15 protein-coding genes and 2 tRNA genes are annotated in these 20784 nt (G+C 59.7%); 14 read left to right on the top strand and 3 right to left on the bottom strand.

Annotation, left to right across the window (positions count from 1 at the left end):
• Positions 1-218 precede the first annotated feature (218 nt).
• Positions 219-1298: a tRNA epoxyqueuosine(34) reductase QueG gene (queG, locus tag ALP40_RS23750; RefSeq protein WP_122210576.1), complete on the bottom strand. Its 1080-nt coding sequence runs from the start codon at positions 1296-1298 to the stop codon at positions 219-221.
• 63 nt (positions 1299-1361) lie between these two features.
• Between queG and ALP40_RS23745 the strand changes: the two genes are divergently transcribed.
• From ALP40_RS23745 to ALP40_RS23690, 12 genes are all read left to right on the top strand, one after another.
• The gene (locus ALP40_RS23745; RefSeq protein WP_122210575.1) at positions 1362-2852 is read left to right on the top strand and encodes an NAD(P)H-hydrate dehydratase; all 1491 of its coding nucleotides are present in this window, start codon (positions 1362-1364) and stop codon (positions 2850-2852) included.
• A complete protein-coding gene (tsaE, locus tag ALP40_RS23740) occupies positions 2840-3310 on the top strand; it encodes a tRNA (adenosine(37)-N6)-threonylcarbamoyltransferase complex ATPase subunit type 1 TsaE (protein WP_183136082.1) in 471 nt (156 codons plus the stop codon). The genes ALP40_RS23745 and tsaE overlap by 13 nt, the downstream gene beginning before the upstream one ends.
• 14 nt (positions 3311-3324) lie before the next feature.
• Positions 3325-4749, top strand: coding sequence for an N-acetylmuramoyl-L-alanine amidase (locus ALP40_RS23735; RefSeq protein WP_122210574.1), 1425 nt, complete (start codon positions 3325-3327; stop codon positions 4747-4749).
• Positions 4750-4811: 62 nt separating this feature from the next.
• Positions 4812-6716, top strand: a complete 1905-nt coding sequence (mutL, locus tag ALP40_RS23730; protein WP_122210760.1) for a DNA mismatch repair endonuclease MutL — start codon at positions 4812-4814, stop codon at positions 6714-6716.
• Positions 6717-7688: a tRNA (adenosine(37)-N6)-dimethylallyltransferase MiaA gene (miaA, locus tag ALP40_RS23725; RefSeq protein ID WP_122210573.1), complete on the top strand. Its 972-nt coding sequence runs from the start codon at positions 6717-6719 to the stop codon at positions 7686-7688. It abuts the gene before it with no gap.
• A 90-nt stretch (positions 7689-7778) separates the two neighbouring features.
• Positions 7779-8039 carry an RNA chaperone Hfq gene (gene hfq / locus ALP40_RS23720; protein WP_122210572.1) on the top strand — a complete coding sequence of 87 codons (261 nt, stop codon included), beginning with the start codon at positions 7779-7781 and terminating at the stop codon, positions 8037-8039.
• Between the two features lie 12 nt (positions 8040-8051).
• Positions 8052-9353 (top strand): ribosome rescue GTPase HflX, encoded by a 1302-nt coding sequence (gene hflX, locus ALP40_RS23715; RefSeq protein ID WP_122210571.1) that lies wholly within the window; start codon positions 8052-8054, stop codon positions 9351-9353.
• Between the two features lie 96 nt (positions 9354-9449).
• Positions 9450-10625 (top strand): FtsH protease activity modulator HflK, encoded by a 1176-nt coding sequence (hflK, locus tag ALP40_RS23710; protein ID WP_122210570.1) that lies wholly within the window; start codon positions 9450-9452, stop codon positions 10623-10625.
• Complete coding sequence (gene hflC / locus ALP40_RS23705) at positions 10625-11494, top strand: protease modulator HflC (RefSeq protein WP_122210569.1); 870 nt, start codon at positions 10625-10627, stop codon at positions 11492-11494. The genes hflK and hflC overlap by 1 nt, the downstream gene beginning before the upstream one ends.
• 283 nt (positions 11495-11777) lie before the next feature.
• Positions 11778-12965 carry an ATP phosphoribosyltransferase regulatory subunit gene (locus ALP40_RS23700; protein ID WP_122210568.1) on the top strand — a complete coding sequence of 396 codons (1188 nt, stop codon included), beginning with the start codon at positions 11778-11780 and terminating at the stop codon, positions 12963-12965.
• Positions 12966-13019: 54 nt separating this feature from the next.
• Positions 13020-14312, top strand: a complete 1293-nt coding sequence (locus ALP40_RS23695; RefSeq protein ID WP_122210567.1) for an adenylosuccinate synthase — start codon at positions 13020-13022, stop codon at positions 14310-14312.
• 296 nt (positions 14313-14608) lie between these two features.
• Positions 14609-16543, top strand: coding sequence for a methyl-accepting chemotaxis protein (locus ALP40_RS23690; RefSeq protein WP_122210566.1), 1935 nt, complete (start codon positions 14609-14611; stop codon positions 16541-16543).
• Positions 16544-16703: 160 nt separating this feature from the next.
• Here ALP40_RS23690 and ALP40_RS23685 read toward each other — a convergent pair.
• Both ALP40_RS23685 and ALP40_RS23680 read right to left on the bottom strand, forming a co-directional pair.
• Positions 16704-16790 (bottom strand) — tRNA-Leu (locus tag ALP40_RS23685).
• Between the two features lie 161 nt (positions 16791-16951).
• Positions 16952-17038 (bottom strand) — tRNA-Leu (locus tag ALP40_RS23680).
• A 224-nt stretch (positions 17039-17262) separates the two neighbouring features.
• Between ALP40_RS23680 and rnr the strand changes: the two genes are divergently transcribed.
• Positions 17263-19899 (top strand): ribonuclease R, encoded by a 2637-nt coding sequence (gene rnr / locus ALP40_RS23675; RefSeq protein ID WP_122210565.1) that lies wholly within the window; start codon positions 17263-17265, stop codon positions 19897-19899.
• Entirely contained in the window at positions 19896-20657 is a 762-nt protein-coding gene (gene rlmB, locus ALP40_RS23670; protein ID WP_122210564.1) for a 23S rRNA (guanosine(2251)-2'-O)-methyltransferase RlmB, read from the top strand. The genes rnr and rlmB overlap by 4 nt, the downstream gene beginning before the upstream one ends.
• Positions 20658-20784 lie beyond the last annotated feature (127 nt).

Genomic DNA, 20784 nt, shown 5'->3' with positions numbered 1-20784 from the left:
GAGCCCGGGAGGCGAGTGGTGAGTGCAGATACCGTGGGGGGCCCACTACGGCTTCGACGTAGCGCTGTAGCCCAGCAATCGCAGGGCGTCGTGGGAGCGGACCGGGCGGCGTTCCGTTTGTCCGCGAATGCAGTATTTCAGCCACTGCCTGTGCGTCAGATGTGCCGGCTTTTTCGCGGACAAGTCCGCTCCCACGGATCGCAGGGAGGCGGCGGCGTTTAACGGCCATGCCTGCCCAGCGCCCACTCCACATGCTCCCTGACCATTTCTGATGGATACTCGCTTCGAGCTTGCAGTGCTTCGATCACCGGAATGGTCGAGGGCGCGTTACCGAGTCCAACTGCAAGATTACGCAGCCAGCGCTCGTACCCGGCACGGCGCAGGGGGGAGCCTTCGGTACGGCTGAGAAAGGTGTCTTCGTCCCAGAGAAATAGCTCGGCCAGTGCGGCGTTGTCCAGGTTGTGGCGTGGCTGAAAATCGCTCTGGTCGGTCGGGCGGGCGAAGCGGTTCCAGGGACAGACGATCTGACAGTCATCGCAACCGAACACCCGATTCCCAATCAAAGGCCGCAGCTCTTCGGGAATGGCGGTCTTCAGTTCGATGGTCAGGTAGGAAATACAGCGTCGCGCATCCAGCACGTAAGGGCCTACAAAGGCCGCTGTCGGGCAGATATCGAGGCAGGCTGTGCAGCGTCCGCAATGCTCGGTCGCGTGGGGTGCATCGACGGGCAGCGGGATGTCAACGAACAGCTCTCCCAGAAAAAAGAAACTGCCCGCCTTACGATTGAGCACCAGCGTATTCTTGCCGATCCAGCCCAGCCCGGCTTTTTCGGCGATGGCTTTTTCCAGAACGGGCGCGCTGTCGACGAACGCTCTGAACCCGAAGGGGCCAATAGCCTGCTGGATGCGATCAGCCAACTGCTGCAAGCGTTTGCGAATCAGCTTGTGGTAGTCGCGGCCCAGTGCGTAACGCGACACGTAGGCTTTTTCCGGCTCGGTCAGGCGGTGGGTCATCTCGGTGTCGCCTGGCAGATAATCCATACGCAGCGATACTACCCGTAGCGTTCCCGGCACCAGCTCGTCCGGATGGGAACGTTTGCTGCCGTGGGCTGCCATATAGTCCATTTCGCCGTGATAGCCCGCGTCGAGCCAGCGTTGCAAATGCTGCTCGTGCTCGGCGAGGTCCAGCCCTGCTATTCCGACTTCCTGAAAGCCAAGCTCACGGCCCCATGCCTTGATCGATTGCGCAAGGGTGACGAGGTCGTCAGAAGTGGGACGTTCAGCAGTAATAGCGGACATGCGCAGAGAGAAACCAGAACCAAGGTGCGTATAATTCTGCCAGACATCGGAGCCTAGAGACGCATGTTAGACACGAAATCCGTTTTACCCGACGCGCTGTACAGTGCTGCGCAGGTCCGCGACCTCGACGCTCGTCTGATTGCCGCCGGCACGCCAGGCTTCGAATTGATGCAGCGTGCTGCCCATGCGACATGGCGGGCGATCCGCAGGCGTTGGCCGGAAGCGAGTGAGCTGACGGTGCTAACGGGGCATGGCAACAATGCTGGCGACGGTTTTCTGGTGGCCTCTCTGGCGCACAAAACCGGCTGGCAGGTGCGGGTGCTGGCCGTCGGGGACCCGGCTGCATTGAAAGGCGATGCCGCACGGGCGTATGCCGCGGCGGCGGGTGTGAACATCCAGCCTTGGGCTGACCAGCCTCTGGCCGGTATCGTCGTGGATGCCTTATTGGGCACTGGGCTGAAGGGTGATGTGCGTGAGCCTTATCTGTCGGTGATCAAGACCATCAATGCCAGTGGTCTGCCGGTGGCCGCAGTGGATATTCCATCGGGGCTGTGCGCTGATACCGGGCATTGCCTGGGCGTCGCCGTTCGTGCCGACCTCACTGTGACATTCATCGGTCTGAAGATGGGCTTGCTGACCGGCGATGCGCCCGATTTGATCGGGCAACTGATGTTCGATGACCTACAGGCTGACAAAGCCATTGTTGCTGACGCTCCGCTGACCGCGATCAGACTCGGTGCAACCAGCCTGCCTGTCCTGGCGTCGCGTCCGCGCACGGCGCATAAAGGCATGTTCGGCCGGGTGCTGGTCATCGGCGGTGATCAGGGTTTCGGTGGCGCAGCTTTATTAAGCGCCGAAAGCGCGCTGCGCAGCGGGGCGGGCATGGTCACGCTGGCGACCCGCGCCGAGCATGTGCCCGCCGCACTGACACGCATGCCTGAAATCATGAGCGCTGGAATCGGCTCGGCCAACCAGCTCATGCCACTGATCGAAGCCGCCAGCGTTCTGGTGGTGGGGCCAGGTCTGGGGCAGCACAGCTGGGGACGCAGCCTGCTCTCGGCAGCGGCCAATGCGGACCGGCCTCAGGTCTGGGACGCCGATGCGCTGAATCGACTGGCGACCGGGCAGGTGGTTCTGCCTGAGAACAGCGTCATCACGCCCCATCCGGGTGAGGCTGCGCGTTTATTGGGTATCAGCACTCAGGAAGTCCAGTCCGACCGGGCTGCTGCGGCTCAGGCGCTGGCGCGCAAATTCAATGCCGTGTGCGTACTCAAAGGCTCGGGCAGTCTGGTGGCCAGTGCCGACGGGCGAATGGCGTTGTGCGATCAAGGCCATCCGGCGATGGCAACTGCAGGTCTTGGTGATGTGCTGGCCGGATTGATCGGCGCGTTAATGGCTCAGCACATGAACGCCTTCGATGCGGCCTGTCTGGCGGTATGGTTGCACGCCAGCGCTGGCCAGCAGGTGGGCGCGTCGGGGCGCGGCATGGCGGCAAGCGATATTATTCCCACCATTCGTCAGTTACTGGAGGCGCTGAAACCGTGTCTGATTTAACGCTGCATCTGATCGGCGAAGAGGCCATGATGGCTTTCGGTGCACGCCTTGCGCAGGCCTGCGAGGGCGTCGGCGTCATTTTTCTGGAGGGCGATCTGGGTGCGGGAAAAACCACGCTTTCAAGGGGATTGATTCGTGGTTTCGGGCACGCGGGTGCCGTCAAGAGCCCTACGTTCACGCTCGTCGAGCCCTACGAGATAGGGGCTATCAAGGTCTTTCACTTTGACCTCTATCGTCTGGTCGATCCTGAAGAACTGGAGTTCTTGGGCGTGCGCGATTACTTCGACGGTGACTCACTTTGTCTCATCGAATGGCCCCAGCGTGGTGCAGGCTTTTTGCCAAAGCCTGACCTGACCATTACCATTGGGCCGCACGGAGAAGGTCGTTCCGTGATATTGAGCCCCACGGGTTCGCGTGGCGAACGCTGGTGTGCCACTTTGGCTTTGGAATTCAAATAGATATGGGGTTAGGTATGCGCATGCGCGCGCTGGTTACTGTAGTAGGTCTGCTGTTGATGGCCTTGGCTGTCGAAGCGCTGGCCGCTACGCAAGTACGAAGTGTCCGCTTATGGCGAGCGCCGGATAACACTCGACTGGTGTTCGACCTCTCAGGACCTGTCCAGCACAGCGTGTTTACCCTGACTTCGCCTGATCGACTGGTGATCGACATCAATGGCGCGACGCTGGGCGGACCGCTCAATGTCTCGACTGCCAATACGCCGATCACCAGCATGCGTTCTGCGCAGCGCACCGCGACCGATTTGCGCGTAGTCATCGACCTGAAGAAGGCTGTGACGCCCAAGAGCTTCACCCTGGCGCCGAACCAGCAGTACGGCAATCGTCTGGTGGTCGACCTGTTCGACAACGCAGCCGATGCCAACCCCACACCTGCACCGACCATCGCAGATACCCCTGCGAACACGGCGCCAGCGGTTCCGATCAGCCCGTCCAAGCCTGAGGTGAAACTGACGCCGGTGCCCAACGGCAAGCGCGATATCGTGATCGTGATCGACGCCGGTCACGGCGGGGAAGACCCTGGCGCTTCCGGCAGGGGTGGTGAGAAAGAGAAGAACGTGGTGCTGTCGATTGCGCGTGAGCTGCAACGCCAGATCAATGCCGAAAAAGGCTACCGCGCCGAACTGACACGGACCGGCGACTACTTTATTCCGCTGCGAAAACGTACCGAGATTGCCCGCTCCAAAGGGGCCGACCTGTTTGTGTCCATTCATGCCGACGCCGCGCCGTCCACGGCGGCCTTTGGCGCTTCGGTGTTTGCACTGTCTGATCGTGGCGCAACGTCTGAAACTGCACGCTGGCTGGCGGACAGCGAAAACCGCTCCGACCTGATCGGTGGTGCCGGAGCGGTAAGCCTGGACGATAAGGACCGCATGCTTGCGGGTGTGCTGCTGGACCTGTCTATGACCGCATCGCTGTCGTCGAGCCTGAACGTTGGCCAAAAGGTCCTGAGCAATATTGGTCGGGTCACCTCGCTGCACAAGTCCCGCGTCGAACAGGCCGGTTTCATGGTGCTCAAGTCGCCAGACATCCCGTCGATTCTGGTGGAAACCGGTTTTATCTCCAACGCCAATGAAGCCAACAAGCTAAGTTCGACCTCGCACCAGCAAGCGCTGGCGCGTTCGATCAATTCTGGCGTGAAGCAGTTCTTCCAGCAAAACCCGCCGCAGGGCACTTACATCGCCTGGCTGCGTGACAACGGCAAGCTGGCCCAAGGCCCGCGCAACCACGTCGTACGTTCCGGCGAGACACTGGCCATGCTGGCAGCGCGTTACGACATGAACATCGCAACACTGCGCAGTGCCAATGCCTTGAAAACCGATGAGTTGAAAATCGGTCAGGACCTGCGAATTCCAAGCGCCGAGGTTGCCACACAGCCATGAATGATGAAGCCGTCAGCAGCGACCTTCCGCTCGAAGGCGTTGAGCCGCAGGTCGAGCAGGCCATCCTGAACGCCGCTCGCATCGAGTTGCTCAGCCCGCGGCTGGCCAACCAGATCGCCGCAGGCGAGGTGGTCGAGCGTCCCGCGTCGGTGATCAAGGAGTTGCTGGAAAACAGCCTGGATTCCGGTGCGCGGCGTATCGATGTCGACGTCGAACAGGCGGGAATCAAACTGCTGAAAGTACGCGACGATGGCAGCGGTATTTCATCCGACGACCTGCCGCTGGCGCTGGCGCGTCATGCCACGAGCAAGATTCGCGATCTGGAAGACCTTGAACGCGTCATGAGCCTGGGCTTTCGCGGGGAGGCGCTGGCCTCGATCAGCTCGGTTGCACGTCTCACCCTGACGTCCCGCACCCGCGATGCCGATCAGGCGTGGCAGGTCGAAACCGAAGGCCGCGACATGGCGCCACGGGTGCAGCCTGCTGCGCACCCGGTCGGTACGTCCGTGGAAGTGCGTGATCTGTTCTTCAACACGCCCGCGCGGCGCAAGTTTCTCAAGGCTGAAAAGACCGAGTTCGATCACTTGCAGGAAGTGATCAAGCGCATGGCGCTGGCGCGTTTCGACGTGGCCTTCCATTTGCGCCACAACGGCAAGACGATACTCAGCCTGCATGAAGCCCATGACGACACTGCCAGAGCGCGTCGCGTTTCGGCCATTTGCGGGCCGGGTTTTCTTGAGCAGGCCTTGCCGATCGAGATTGAGCGAAATGGCCTGCACCTGTGGGGCTGGGTCGGGTTGCCGACGTTCTCGCGTAGTCAGGCCGATTTGCAATATTTTTTCGTGAACGGCCGTGCGGTGCGCGACAAGCTGGTTGCCCATGCGGTGCGCCAAGCGTATCGCGACGTGCTGTTCAATGGTCGTCATCCGACCTTCGTGCTGTTTTTCGAGGTCGACCCGGCGGCCGTGGACGTCAACGTTCACCCGACGAAGCACGAAGTGCGCTTTCGTGACGGTCGCAACGTGCATGACTTCCTCTATGGCACCTTGCATCGAGCGCTCGGCGATGTCCGCCCGGAAGACCAGTTGTCCGGCAGTGCGCCGGTGACGGCGGTCGTACGTCCGACAGGTCCTGAAGCCGGGGAGTTCGGACCGCAGGGCGAGATGCGTCTGGCCAATAACGTGCTTGAGCAGCCGCAGGGTGAAACCTACGCGCGCCCCGCTGGCTCGGGCTCGGGCTCGGGTGGCGGCTATCAGTATCAATACACACCACGGCCAACCTCGGCGGGTGCGCCGGTGGCCGAAGTGCAAAGTGCGTATCGCGAATTTTTCGCGCCGCTGCCGGGTGCTACGCCTGCGTCGTTGCCTGAATCGCCCGCCGACATTCCGCCGTTGGGTTATGCCTTGGCGCAGCTCAAAGGCATTTATATTCTGGCTGAAAACGCCCACGGGCTGGTGCTGGTGGACATGCACGCCGCCCATGAGCGGATCATGTACGAGCGTCTGAAAATTGCGATGGCCAATGAGGGCTTGAGTGGCCAGCCATTGCTGGTTCCCGAGTCCATCGCGGTCAGTCAGCGTGAGGCGGATTGTGCCGAAGAGCACTTGGCGACGTTCCAGCGTCTGGGCTTCGAACTGCAACGCCTTGGCCCCGAGACGTTGGCGATCAGGCAGATCCCTGCCTTGCTCAAGCAGGCCGAGGCGAACCGTCTGGTCAGTGATGTACTGGCAGACCTGATGGAATACGGCACCAGCGACCGCGTGCAGGCGCACATGAACGAGTTGCTGGGCACAATGGCCTGCCACGGTGCCATCCGGGCCAATCGTCGTCTGGCGATTCCTGAAATGAACGGACTGTTGCGCGACATGGAAAACACCGAGCGTAGCGGGCAATGCAATCATGGGCGTCCTACCTGGACCCAGATGGGTCTCAACGACCTGGATAAATTATTCCTGCGCGGTCAATGAATGAATGCTTTACCTCCGGCCATCTTTCTCATGGGGCCAACCGCGGCGGGCAAGACCGACCTTGCCATCGAGCTGACCAAGGTGCTGCCCTGCGAACTGATCAGCGTCGATTCGGCGCTGGTCTATCGTGACATGGACATCGGTACCGCCAAGCCTTCGAAGGCGCAACTGGCTGAGTTTCCGCATCGCCTCATCGACATTCTTGACCCATCGCAGAGCTACTCGGCCGCCGATTTTCGCGCCGATGCCCTGGCCGCGATGGCTGAAATCACCGCCCGGGGAAATATTCCTTTGCTGGTCGGCGGCACTATGTTGTATTTCAAGGCTCTATTGGACGGACTGGCGGATATGCCAGCGGCCGATGCGCAGGTTCGGGCGCAGCTGGATGCCGACGCTCTGGCGCATGGCTGGCAGGCCTTGCATGATCGATTGGCGGTGGTCGACCCGGTGTCGGCGGCCCGTATTCACCCCAACGACCCGCAACGCTTGATACGTGCGCTGGAGGTCTACCAGGTCAGCGGGATGAGCATGACTGCACATCGCGAGCAACAAACTGCGCAAAGTACCGAAGCAGCCGCATCAGGGCGTCAGCAATTGCCCTATACTGTCGCCAGTCTTGCGATAGCTCCGGCTGATCGCAAGGTGCTGCATGACCGCATCGCACTACGATTTTTGCAAATGCTGGACCAAGGGTTTCTGGACGAAGTACTGGCATTGCGCTCACGGGGCGACCTGCATTCAGGTTTGCCATCGATACGAGCCGTCGGTTATCGCCAGGTCTGGGATCACCTGGATGGAAAGCTGACACGGGATGAAATGCAGGAGCGCGGCATCATTGCAACGCGGCAACTGGCCAAGCGGCAATTCACCTGGCTACGCAGCTGGGAGAATTTACACTGGCTGGACAGCCTGTCTTGCGACAATCTGCCACGCGCCTTGAAATACTTGGGATCGGCCTCCATATTGGGCTGAGTCCTTGCAATAGCCGTCTATCCTTGGGGGGTGGCCGGTCAGCCAATCGAATTCGATTTATTATTATTGATCCTTAAAGGAGTGCGGCACATGTCAAAAGGGCATTCGCTACAAGACCCTTACTTGAATACCTTGCGTAAAGAGAAGGTCGGGGTATCGATCTACCTGGTCAACGGTATCAAGCTGCAGGGCACGATCGAGTCTTTCGACCAGTTCGTCATTTTGCTGAAAAATACTGTCAGCCAGATGGTTTACAAGCACGCCATTTCCACCGTCGTATCGGTTCGTCCGATTCGTCTGCCTAGCGCTACCGACGCTGATGGCGGCGATGCCGAGCCAGGTAACGCCTGATAGGAGTCTGCCTTGTTCTTTGAGCGCCACAGTGGTGGTGAACGAGCGATACTCGTTCATCTGGATGGTCAGGACCCTGAGGCGCGCGAAGATCCGCAGGAGTTTCAGGAGCTGGCCATATCGGCGGGTGCTGATACCGTCGCGTTTATCAACGTGCCACGTCATCGGCCATCTGCCAAATACCTGATTGGCTCTGGCAAGGTCGAGGAACTTCGCGACCAGGTCAAGGCCGAGCAGGCTGACATCGTGATCTTCAATCACACCCTCACGCCCAGCCAGGAACGTAACCTCGAACGTGCGTTCGAGTGTCGCGTGCTTGACCGCACCGGTCTGATTCTCGACATCTTTGCCCAGCGCGCGCGTACCCATGAAGGCAAGCTGCAGGTCGAACTGGCCCAGCTTGAGCACATGAGTACGCGTCTGGTACGTGGCTGGACGCACCTTGAACGCCAGAAAGGCGGGATTGGTTTGCGTGGTCCGGGTGAAACCCAGCTCGAAACCGACCGTCGCCTGCTCAGGGTCCGCCTGCGGCAGATCAAGGGTCGCCTGGAAAAGGTTCGCAGCCAGCGTGATCAGGCCCGTCGTGGTCGCCGCCGTGCGGACATTCCTTCGGTATCGCTGGTGGGCTACACCAACGCCGGCAAGTCGACGCTGTTCAATGCCGTGACCGATTCGGACGTTTTTGCAGCCGACCAGCTGTTTGCCACGCTGGACCCGACCCTGCGTCGACTGCAACTCGACGATCTGGGTCCCATCGTGCTGGCCGACACGGTGGGCTTCATTCGCCACCTGCCGCACAAACTGGTCGAAGCCTTCCGTGCCACGCTTGAAGAATCGAGCAACTCCGATTTGCTGCTGCATGTCATCGACTCCCACGAGCCGGATCGCATGTCGCAGATCGAGCAAGTAATGGCCGTGTTGGGCGAGATCGGGGCCGAGGGCTTGCCGATACTTGAGGTCTATAACAAACTCGATCTGCTCGAAGGTGTAGAGCCCCAGATACAGCGCGATGCCGATGGCAAGCCGCAACGTGTCTGGTTGTCTGCCCGTGATGGTCGAGGGCTGGACCTGCTCAAGCAGGCGGTGGCCGAACTGTTGGGCAATGATTTGTTTGTCGGCACCTTGTGCCTGCCTCAGCGCCTGGCTCGATTGCGCGCCCAGTTTTTCGAATTGGGTGCCGTACAGAGCGAGACGCACGATGAGGAAGGTTCAAGTCTGCTGGCAGTGCGTATACCGCGCGTTGAACTCAATCGTCTGGTGACTCGCGAAGGATTGCAGCCGCTGGAGTTCATCGAGCAACACACTTTGCAATAAAAGCACGAGAAAGCCGTTGTACGGCTTTCACGGGCATTCTGTAGCATGGGGCGGCGCGCCGAAGGTGCGTCTTTGCTTTATCAGATGGAGAGCGCTATGGCTTGGAATGAGCCGGGTGGCAACTCGAATAATCAAGATCCCTGGGGTGGAAAACGCCGTGGCGGCGACCGCAAGGGACCACCTGATCTCGACGAGGCCTTCCGTAAGCTGCAGGAGAGCCTGAATGGGTTGTTCGGCGGCGGTAAGAAACGCAGTGGTGACGGCAGCGGTGGCAATTCAGGCAAAGGCGGCGGCTTCGGTCTGCTCGGCATTGCTCTGGTCGTGCTTGTCGCTTTCTGGCTCTACAGCGCCATTTACGTCGTTGACGAGCAGGAACAAGCTGTCGTGCTTCGTTTTGGCCAGTATCACGAAACCGTGGGGCCGGGACTGAACATCTATTTCCCGCCGTTCGATCGCAAGTACATGGAAAACGTGACGCGCGAGCGTGCCTATAGCAAGCAGGGTCAGATGCTCACCGAAGACGAGAACATCGTCGAAGTGCCGCTGACCGTGCAGTACAAAATCAGCAATCTTCAGGATTTCGTCCTGAACGTCGATCAGCCTGAAATCAGTCTGCAGCACGCCACTGAAAGTGCGCTGCGCCATGTCGTGGGCTCCACGGCAATGGATCAGGTGCTGACCGAAGGTCGTGAGCTGATGGCGAGCGAAATCAAAGAGCGCCTCCAGCGTTTCCTCGACACCTATCGCACTGGTATCACAGTGACTCAGGTGAACGTTCAAAGCGCAGCCGCGCCGCGTGAAGTGCAGGAAGCGTTCGACGACGTTATCCGTGCCCGTGAAGACGAGCAGCGTGCCCGCAACCAGGCTGAAAGCTACGCCAATGGTGTGATCCCGGAAGCCCGTGGTCAGGCCCAGCGCATTCTTGAAGACGCCAACGGTTACCGTGACGAAGTGGTTTCGCGCGCCAAGGGTGAGGCCGACCGCTTCACCAAACTGGTTGCCGAGTACCGCAAGGCACCTGAAGTGACCCGTCAGCGTCTGTACCTGGATACCATGCAGGAAGTCTTCAGCAATACCAGCAAAGTGCTCGTGACCGGTGACAAAGGGCAGAACAATCTGCTCTATCTGCCGCTCGATAAAATGATGGAAAACAGTCGCAGCAGCACCGGTAATGCTTCGAGTGCCGGTAGCTCATCCACGACTGCACCTGATGTCGGCGTGCGAGCGGTCGATACTCAGCAGCGCGATGCACGTTCCAGGGAGAGTCGCTGATGAGTAATAAATCGCTGATCACCCTAATTGTTGGCGTGGTACTGGCAGTCATTGCCTGGAACAGCTTCTACATCGTGTCGCAGACCGAACGTGCAGTGCTGCTGCAATTTGGTCGCGTGGTACAGGCCGATGTACAGCCGGGCCTTCACGTGAAGGTTCCTTATGTGAACCAGGTGCGCAAGTTCGACGGCCGTCTGCTGACCCTCGATGCCCCGACCCAGCGTTTTCTGACGCTGGAAAAGAAAGCCGTGATGGTGGATGCGTACGCCAAGTGGCGTGTGAAGGATGCCGAGCGTTTCTACACGGCGACTTCCGGTCTTAAGCAGATTGCCGACGAGCGTTTGTCGCGTCGTCTGGAATCCGGCCTGCGTGATCAGTTCGGCAAGCGCACCCTGCATGAAGTCGTGTCGGGTGAGCGTGACGCACTGATGGCTGATATCACCGGTTCCCTGAATCGCATGGCCGAGAAAGAGTTGGGTATTGAAGTGGTGGACGTTCGCGTCAAGGCCATCGACCTGCCCAAAGAAGTGAACCGCAGCGTGTTCGAGCGCATGAGCACCGAGCGTGAGCGTGAAGCCCGTGAGCACCGTGCCAAGGGTAACGAGCTGGCCGAAGGTATTCGTGCCGATGCCGATCGTCAGCGTCGTGTGCTGTTGGCTGAAGCCTATCGCGAGTCTGAAGAGGCGCGCGGTGATGGTGATGCCCAAGCCGCTGCGATCTACTCCAAGGCTTACGGTCAGGATCAGGAGTTCTATGCGTTCTATCGCAGCCTGCGTGCCTACCGTGAAAGCTTCGCGAACAAGACCGACATGCTGGTGCTTGATCCGAACAGCGAGTTCTTTCGCTATCTGGAAAAAGCCAAGCCGTAATATCAGGCTGTAATAAATCACCCGCCGGGCGGCAAAACCGTCCGGTGGGGTGATCGTTCGGTAAAACGTGTGTATCATGCGGCAGCCGGGAAATTCCCGGCTTTTTTGCGTCTGCACGATTGATTGGCCGGGGCCTGTATGGCGATCGGCAAGATTTTTCGAGGAAAGTGGTCTGCAAGGCCTGTCTCGGGCGTTTGTCGTGCCCGTCATACAGCGCATCACTTTCTGCTTCACTCAAGGCTGGCTTCAAGGCTGGCCGCCCGGATCACAGGGGAAAGGCGTAATGGCAACGGTTGACCGCTGGCTGCTACCAGATGGCATCGAAGAAGTACTGCCACCGGAAGCGGCGCGCATTGAAGTAGCGCGTCGTCAGGTGTTGGATCTGTTTCAGAGCTGGGGCTATGAGTTCGTCGTCACCCCGCATATCGAGTATCTGGAGTCCCTGCTGACTGGCGCAGGTTCGGATCTGGATCTGCGCACCTTCAAGGTTATCGATCCGCAGTCGGGTCGGCAGATGGGCTTTCGTGCCGACATCACGCCGCAGGTTGCGCGCATCGACGCACATACGCTCAAGCGTGAAGGTCCAAGCCGTCTGTGCTACGCAGGCAGCGTTCTGCATGCTCAGCCGCGTGCCTTGTCTTCCTCCCGCAGCCCGATCCAGCTCGGCGCCGAGCTGTATGGCGATGCAAGCCCGAGCAGCGATGTCGAAGTTATCAGCCTGATGCTCGCCATGCTGCAGATGGCTGACGTGCCGGATGTACACATGGACCTTGGGCATGTCGGCATCTATCGCGGTCTGGCGCGTGCTGCCGGTCTGTCGGGCGAAGTCGAGCAGCAGTTGTTCGATGCCATGCAGCGCAAGGCCATTGATGAAGTGGTAGCCCTGACGGCCAATCTGCCGCAAGAGCTGGCCTCGATGCTGCGTGCGCTGGTTGATCTGTGCGGCGGTCACGAAGTGCTGGCTGCGGCCCGTGATCGTCTGGCCGGTGCGCCTGCTCCAGTGCTGGCTGCGCTGGATGATCTGGTGAGCATTGCCGACCGCCTCGCCGCTCGCTTCCCGCAGTTGCCACTGTATTTTGACCTTGGCGAGCTGCGTGGCTATCACTACCACACGGGCGTCGTGTTCGCGGTGTTCGTGCCGGGTGTTGGCCAATCCATTGCTCAGGGCGGCCGTTATGACGACATCGGTGCCGACTTCGGTCGTGCCCGTCCGGCGACCGGCTTTTCCACTGACCTGAAAACCCTGGTAACGCTGGGGCAGGCAGAAATCGTTTTACCGTCCGGTGGCATCTGGATGCCGGACAGCACGGATGCGGCACTCTGGCAGCAGGTGTGCCAGTTGCGCAGCGAAGGTCAGCGTGTCGTTCAGGCATTGCCTGGGCAGCAGGTGAGCGCGGCGCGTGAAGCCGATTGTGACCGGCAATTGATTCAGCATGGCGAGCGCTGGCAGGTAATGCCGCTGGCTTCTTGAGTATTCCTGCCGGCCGCCGCCGGCACCAAGTTTGCGTGAATGAGGACGAGTGTTATGGGTAAGAATGTCGTAGTCCTGGGCACCCAATGGGGTGATGAGGGCAAAGGCAAGATCGTTGATCTGCTGACCGAACATGCTACCGCCGTAGTTCGCTATCAGGGTGGCCACAACGCGGGTCACACCCTGGTGATCGATGGTGAGAAAACCGTATTGCACCTGATTCCGTCCGGTGTGCTGCGCGAAGGCGTGCAGTGCCTGATCGGTAACGGTGTGGTGGTTGCTCCCGACGCACTGCTGCGCGAAATCATCAAGCTGGAAGAGAAGGGTATTCCGGTGCGCGAGCGCCTGCGCATCAGCCCGTCCTGCCCGCTGATCCTGTCCTATCACGTTGCCCTGGATCAGGCGCGTGAGAAAGCCCGAGGCGAGTTCAAGATCGGCACGACCGGTCGCGGCATCGGCCCGGCTTACGAAGACAAGGTTGCACGTCGCGGCCTGCGCATCGGTGACCTGTTTCATCGTGAGCGTTTCGCGTCCAAGCTGGGCGAGTTGCTGGATTACCACAACTTTGTGCTGGTCAATTACTACAAAGAGCCTGCGATCGATTTCCAGAAAACACTCGACGAGTGCATGGAATACGCCGATATGCTCGAGCCGCTGATGCTGGATGTCACCGCTACGCTGCATGACATGCGTCGCGACGGCAAAGACATCATGTTCGAAGGTGCCCAGGGTTCGTTGCTGGACATCGACCACGGTACTTATCCGTACGTCACCAGCTCCAACACCACCGCGGGCGGCATCGCCACCGGTTCGGGTTTCGGTCCGATGTACCTGGATTACATTCTGGGCATCACCAAGGCCTACACCACGCGTGTGGGCTCGGGTCCGTTCCCGACCGAACTGTTCGACGACGTCGGTGCGTTTCTGGCCAAGCGCGGTCACGAATTCGGTGCAACCACTGGGCGTGCCCGTCGTTGCGGCTGGTTCGATGCCGTTATCCTGCGTCGCGCCATCGAAATCAACAGCATCTCGGGCCTGTGTCTGACCAAGCTGGACGTGCTCGACGGTCTTGAAACCATCAATATCTGTGTGGGTTACAAGAACGAAAACGGCGCCGTCATCGAAGCGCCGACCGATGCCGACAGCTACCTGGGTCTGGAGCCGGTCTACGAGCAGATGCCAGGCTGGAGCGAATCCACGCTGGGCGCTCAGACGCTGGAGCAATTGCCCGCTAACGCACGCGCTTACATCAAGCGTGTCGAAGAGCTGGTAGGTGCGCCTATCGACATCATCTCGACCGGTCCTGATCGCAACGAAACCATCGTTCTGCGTCATCCGTTCGCGTAATGCGTCGCTAGCTGCAAAAAAGAAGGGTCGCCATGTGCGGCCCTTTTTTTGGCTTCAATTTGAGTGTGACGCTCAGCGCAACGGGCTGCATGCCCACGCGGAGCGATGGGCGCAATCCGTTGCAGGCACTCGATGATCGCTCTTCACGCGCTGCGCGGGAATGCTTCTCAGAGCGCTCCGCGTCCGATCCTTTAGGGACAAACAAAATGTGAATTGCATCACGGCACGGGCCTTGCTATACAAATGACAGAAAAGTGCCACTATTTTAATGGCGCTCAGGTTGGAGGGATTCTCCTGTGTCGGCTGTTTTATCTCTTTTGCAAAGTCGTTTGCTGCGCCCGGTGTTCATCGCGCTCGGTGTTGCCCTTTTGGTGCAGGTGGTGGTCGCGGTTGCGCTCACCCGGAGCACGGTCACCGCGCTTGAGGCGGATCTCGCCAACCGCCTAGGGGTAGATTCGCAACATGTGTCTTCCGAGCTTGAGCGGGCGAGTAATGAAGTGACATCCAGCCTGGATGCGCTTTCTGCCAGCACCCGTCAGCGTCTCAGCACCGGACTGTCCACGCGTCTGAAGGAGGAGCAGGCGCAACTGCGCGCCACGCTGGAAAAAGACCTAAAGGAATCCGCGACCGACATGGCCGAATTGCTGGCGGCGGTTGCGCCGCGAGCCATGTGGGATAACGACACGCCGACATTGTCTGAATTCGCCCGGCGCGCCCAGCGTAATCCCAATGTACTGTTCGTGGTGTATGACGATGCCGCTGGTGAGCACCTGACGCGTTACATGAATCGCGACAATCCACTGGTCAAAGCGCTGCTGGCCAAGGGGGAGGGCGAGCGGGCGATGGACAAGATTCTCAACGCGGCCAAAAACGATTCCTCGGTTTACTACGTCGAGGCTTCTATCAGCCCCAACGGTGTCGAGATCGGCAAGGTGCGCATGGGGGTTTCGACGGCCCTGGTCGAAGCAGACCTCGCCGCGCTGGACAAGCGCTTCGCTACGTTGATTACCAGTGGCGAGCAACTGGTTTCCGAAAGTCTTGCCGGTGCCTCTAAAGACAGTTCGGCAGCGTTGCGCACTCGGCTGGAGTCGGCGCAGACAGCTGCGACGGCAATGGCCAGCAATACCCGGTCTGCGGTTCAGCAGGCGGCGCAGGAGTTGCGCTGGAAAATCGGTGTCGGGCTGGCGTTGATTGGCTTGTGCGTGCTGCTGTTACTGGCCGTCGTGTTGGGCCGCCGCGTGGTCAGCAAGCTGCACCTGCTGATTGCTGCGCTCAACGACCTGGCCGCAGGCGAGGGGGACCTGACCCGTCGGGTCAAGCTCGACAGCAATGACGAGATCGGCGACATGTCGGCAGCAGTCAATCGTTTTATCGACAAGCTGCAGCCTATCGTTCGTGAGGCGGGGGAGGTGGCGCAGCTGACAGGTGTCGAGATCGGCGCCATGAGTCAGCGCAACGCGGGTGCCGACGCCGCTGCCGCCTTGCAGCGCGACGAAGTGGCTGCCAGCCTGCAGGCCTTGGCGCAGATGGCAGATGAAGCTCAGGCTGAGAGCCATGTGATGCAGGAGGCTCTGCGGCAGGTGATCGATATCAAGCAGGCGACCGATGAAAACACACGTACTTCCAATCAGGTGGGCGGGCTGATCGAGGCGCTGGCCGGGCAGGTCGATACCGGTGCGCAGGTCATTGAGCGTCTGGCGCAACAGAGCCAGCAGATCGAAGTGGTGCTGGAGGTGATTCAGAGCATTGCCGAGCAGACCAATCTGTTGGCCCTCAATGCGGCCATCGAGGCGGCGCGCGCGGGTGAAACGGGCCGTGGGTTTGCCGTAGTGGCCGACGAGGTTCGCGCCTTAGCCAGCAAGACACAGAGTTCCACCGGGGATATTCAGGAGCACATCACCAAGTTGCAGGCGGGTGCCAAGGAAGCGGTTGCAACCATCGGTCTGGCAGGCCGGCAAGCGAAAGAAGGCCTGGCCGTGCTGCGTGACAGCGCACGATTACAGCAGACCGTACAGGTTTCGGTCGAGCAGGTTCATGCGGCCATTGGCCTGGCGACACGTGCAGCCGAACATCAGGCTCAGGGCGCACAAGCTGTGCGAGGGCGTGTTGAGGTGATCCACGCGCAGGCCGAGAAAGCTGCTCAGGCGGTGGTAGAGACAACGGCGAGCGGGCGTACGCTGGACAAGCTCGCGGTGAGATTAAAGGCAAGCCTGGGGCAGTTCAGGGCTTAAAACATAGTGAACGCCTGGCGGGTGGCCATCCATCCGTCGGAGCGGTTACCGCTTCTGGGGCGATCAGGTTGCCTTTTCTGCATATCGCACTTGATACGGATGGGAGTCATCCGGATATCAGAAAGCAAAAAACCGAGCCAATGGCTCGGTTTTTTTGAATTGGTGCCCAGAAGAAGACTCGAACTTCCACGACCTTGCGGTCACCAGCACCTGAAGCTGGCGTGTCTACCAATTTCACCATCTGGGCAGCATCGACGACGTCTGCGTTGCCGATGGGGCGCACTATACGGCGATCGTTTTATTCTGTAAACCCCTGTTTTGATTTAATAATCAAAACCCCAGAATGCAAAAACCCGCTTTCGCGGGTTCTTGTGAAGCATCAACCTGTTGTAGGCTTCTGCTTTGAATTGGTGCCCAGAAGAAGACTCGAACTTCCACGACCTTGCGGTCACCAGCACCTGAAGCTGGCGTGTCTACCAATTTCACCATCTGGGCAAATCTTCAGGCATCAACCTGTCGATGGCGCGCACTATACGGAGCGTCTTTTGGGCTGTAAAGCCCGTTGATGAAAAAAAGCCCAAAAATTTCGCCAGCGGTGCGCAGCAGGCGTTTCAGGGCAGCTCGGTGTGCTTTTTAATGGGCTGTTTGAGCGTGAAATTTCCCGTTTCATTAGGTCTATGCCAAACTAACCCTCATATATACAAGGTGAAAACTATCTAATGGCCGATTGGCAGTCCCTCGATCCCGAGGCCGCTCGTGAAGCGGAAAAATATGAAAACCCTATTCCCAGCCGTGAGCTGATCCTTCAGCACCTTGCCGAGCGTGGTTCGCCGGCCAGTCGCGAGCAACTGGTCGAAGAATTCGGCCTGACCACTGAAGATCAATTCGAGGCCCTGCGTCGTCGCCTTCGTGCGATGGAACGCGACGCTCAATTGATCTACACCCGTCGCGGCACCTATGCCCCAGTGGACAAGCTCGACTTGATCCTCGGTCGTATTTCCGGCCATCGCGACGGTTTCGGCTTCCTGGTCCCTGATGACGGTTCCGATGACCTGTTCATGAGCCCGGCGCAGATGCGTCTGGTGTTCGACGGCGACCGTGCCCTGGCGCGCGTTTCCGGTCTGGATCGTCGCGGTCGTCGAGAAGGCGTGATCGTCGAGGTCATTTCCCGTGGTCACGAAACGATCGTGGGGCGTTATTTCGAAGAAAGCGGCATCGGTTTCGTGGTCCCGGATAATCCGAAAATCCAGCAGGAAGTGCTGGTCACGCCGGGTCGCAACAACGGTGCCAAGGTCGGTCAGTTCGTCGAGGTGAAAATCACTCACTGGCCGACCCCGCGCTTCCAGCCGCAAGGCGATGTGATGGAGGTGGTGGGCAACTACATGGCGCCCGGCATGGAAATCGATGTCGCGCTGCGTACCTACGACATTCCCCATGTATGGCCTGAAGCCGTACTCAAGGAAGCGGCCAAACTCAAGCCGGAAGTCGAAGACAAGGACAAGGAACATCGCGTCGACCTGCGTCACCTGCCTTTCGTCACTATTGACGGTGAAGACGCGCGCGACTTCGACGATGCGGTCTATTGCGAAGCCAAGCCGGGCAAGCTGCGCCTGTTCTCCGGAGGCTGGAAGCTCTACGTGGCGATTGCCGACGTATCGAGCTACGTGAAGATCGGCTCGGCGCTGGACGCTGAATCCCAGGTGCGTGGCAACTCGGTGTACTTCCCCGAGCGTGTCGTGCCGATGTTGCCTGAGCAGTTGTCCAACGGTCTTTGCTCGCTGAACCCGCACGTCGATCGCTTGGCAATGGTGTGTGAGATGACCATCTCCAAGACCGGCGAAATGACTGATTACGTATTCTACGAAGCCGTCATTCACTCCCATGCGCGCCTGACCTACAACAAGGTCAGCACCATTCTGGAACAGCCGAAAACCGCTGAAGCCAAGAGCTTGCGTGGTGAATACGGCGACGTGGTGCCGCACCTCAAGCAGCTTTATGCGCTCTACAAAGTGCTGCTGGGTGCGCGTCATGTGCGTGGTGCCATCGACTTCGAAACGCAGGAAACCCGCATCATCTTCGGTTCCGAGCGCAAGATTGCCGAGATCCGCCCGACCACGCGCAATGATGCTCACAAGTTGATCGAGGAATGCATGCTGGCGGCCAACGTTGCCACCGCTGAATTCCTGAAAAAGCATGAAATCCCTGCGCTGTACCGTGTGCACGATGGTCCGCCGCCAGAGCGTCTGGAAAAGCTCCGTGCCTTCCTGGGCGAGCTGGGTCTGACGCTGCACAAGGGCAAGGACGGGCCGACGCCAAAGGATTATCAAGCGCTGCTTGAAACCGTTCGCGACCGTCCGGACTACCATCTGATTCAGACCGTGATGTTGCGTTCGTTGAGTCAGGCTGTGTACAGCTCGGACAACAACGGCCACTTCGGTCTGAACTACGAAGCCTATACGCACTTCACTTCGCCGATCCGTCGTTATCCGGACCTGCTGACTCACCGTGCCATTCGTAGCGTGATCCGCTCCAAGCAAGACACGCCGCATGTGCGTCGTGCCGGTGCTGCAGCCATTCCCAAAGCGCGCATCTATCCGTACGACGAAGCGCTGCTGGAGCAGATGGGCGAGCAGTGCTCCATGAGCGAGCGCCGTGCCGACGAAGCCACCCGTGACGTGGTGAACTGGCTCAAGTGCGAGTACATGAAAGACCGCGTAGGCGAATCGTTCCCGGGCGTGATCACTGCCGTCACCGGCTTCGGTCTGTTCGTCGAGCTGACCGACATCTACGTTGAAGGTCTGGTACATGTTACGGCATTGCCGGGCGACTACTACCACTTCGATCCGCTGCATCACCGTCTTGCCGGCGAACGCACCGGGCGTAATTTCCGCTTGGGTGACACGGTTGAGGTGAAGGTCATGCGTGTCGACCTCGACGAGCGCAAGATCGACTTCGAGATTTCCGAGAAATCTGCCGCGACCACATCCTCGCCTGGGCGCAAGCGCCGCGGTCAGGAAACCGCAGCGCCTGCTGCTGCCGCTGAAAAGGAAAAGGCTCCGGCCAAATCCGGGCGTCGTACAGCGGCGACCAAAGAAGCGCCGGTCGAGGCTTATCGCCCGAGCGATGCCGCAGCGAAAAACGCAGAAGTGCGCAAGAGCCGCGAAATGAAAAAAGCCCTTCTGGCTGAAGCGAAGGGCGGTAGCAAGGCATCGTCGGGAAAGTCTGACAGGCCCGCGTCGGGCTCCGCGCCTGCTTCGGGCAAGACCAGTAAACACCGCAAAGGCGGCTCGTCGAAGACGGGCGCCGCGTCATCGTCCAAAGGCGGTAGCGTTCGTAAACCCAAGGCCAAGTCATGAGTCAGCTGGAAAAAATCTACGGCGTGCATGCCGTAGAAGCGTTGCTTCGTCATCACCCGAAGCGGGTCAAGCATATCTGGCTCGCGGAAGGTCGTAGCGATCCTCGCGTCCAGGTGCTGGTTGAGCTTGCAGGGCAGAATCGCGTCACTATTGGCCAGGCCGAGCGTCGCGAGATGGATGCCTGGGTAGAGGGCGTGCATCAGGGCGTTGTGGCTGATGTCAGTCCGAGCCAGGTCTGGGGCGAAGCGATGCTCGATGAGCTGCTGGATCGTACCGAAGGCCCGCCGCTGTTGCTGGTGCTGGATGGTGTGACCGATCCGCACAACCTGGGTGCCTGCCTGCGCACTGCCGATGCGGCGGGTGCGCTGGCGGTTATCGTTCCCAAGGACAAGTCTGCAACGCTGACACCGGCTGTACGAAAAGTGGCATGCGGCGCTGCGGAAGTGATTCCGTTGGTGGCTGTGACCAACCTGGCACGTACGCTGGAAAAACTGCAGCAGCGTGGCCTGTGGGTCGTTGGTACGGCGGGGGAAGCTGAGCAGGAGCTGTATCAGCAGGATTTGACCGGCCCGACCATTATCATCATGGGTGCCGAGGGCAAAGGGATGCGTCGCCTGACCCGCGAGCATTGCGATTATCTGGTGCGCCTGCCGATGGCGGGTAGTGTCAGTAGCCTGAACGTGTCGGTTGCCACCGGTGTGTGCCTGTTCGAAGCGCTGCGTCAGCGCAGCGCCAAGTCGGCTGGCAAGAAAGGCTGATAATCAGCTTTTGATTGATCGTGCCTACGCTCCGCGTGGGCATGCCTCCCCCCGTGACGCTCTGCGTCACATTCGGGCGCGGACGCGGAGCGTCCTGGGCAGCGTTACCACGCAAGAGCGTGGGAGC

Origin of the sequence: Pseudomonas viridiflava, from assembly GCF_003702045.1 — a bacterium.
Classification (GTDB): Bacteria; Pseudomonadota; Gammaproteobacteria; order Pseudomonadales; family Pseudomonadaceae; genus Aquipseudomonas; species Aquipseudomonas viridiflava_C.
This window is presented reverse-complemented; position numbering and strand designations above follow the sequence as displayed.

What these genes read in the sequence shown, in the direction of transcription:
- rlmB (WP_122210564.1), top strand. Translation starts at nt 19,896, where the DNA reads ATGAGTCAGCTGGAAAAAATCTACGGCGTGCATGCCGTAGAAGCGTTG.
- miaA (WP_122210573.1), top strand. Translation starts at nt 6,717, where the DNA reads ATGAATGCTTTACCTCCGGCCATCTTTCTCATGGGGCCAACCGCGGCG.
- hflK (WP_122210570.1), top strand. Translation starts at nt 9,450, where the DNA reads ATGGCTTGGAATGAGCCGGGTGGCAACTCGAATAATCAAGATCCCTGG.
- hfq (WP_122210572.1), top strand. Translation starts at nt 7,779, where the DNA reads ATGTCAAAAGGGCATTCGCTACAAGACCCTTACTTGAATACCTTGCGT.
- ALP40_RS23745 (WP_122210575.1), top strand. Translation starts at nt 1,362, where the DNA reads ATGTTAGACACGAAATCCGTTTTACCCGACGCGCTGTACAGTGCTGCG.
- queG (WP_122210576.1), bottom strand. Translation starts at nt 1,298, where the DNA reads ATGTCCGCTATTACTGCTGAACGTCCCACTTCTGACGACCTCGTCACC.
- ALP40_RS23700 (WP_122210568.1), top strand. Translation starts at nt 11,778, where the DNA reads ATGGCAACGGTTGACCGCTGGCTGCTACCAGATGGCATCGAAGAAGTA.
- ALP40_RS23695 (WP_122210567.1), top strand. Translation starts at nt 13,020, where the DNA reads ATGGGTAAGAATGTCGTAGTCCTGGGCACCCAATGGGGTGATGAGGGC.
- hflC (WP_122210569.1), top strand. Translation starts at nt 10,625, where the DNA reads ATGAGTAATAAATCGCTGATCACCCTAATTGTTGGCGTGGTACTGGCA.
- ALP40_RS23735 (WP_122210574.1), top strand. Translation starts at nt 3,325, where the DNA reads ATGCGCATGCGCGCGCTGGTTACTGTAGTAGGTCTGCTGTTGATGGCC.
- rnr (WP_122210565.1), top strand. Translation starts at nt 17,263, where the DNA reads ATGGCCGATTGGCAGTCCCTCGATCCCGAGGCCGCTCGTGAAGCGGAA.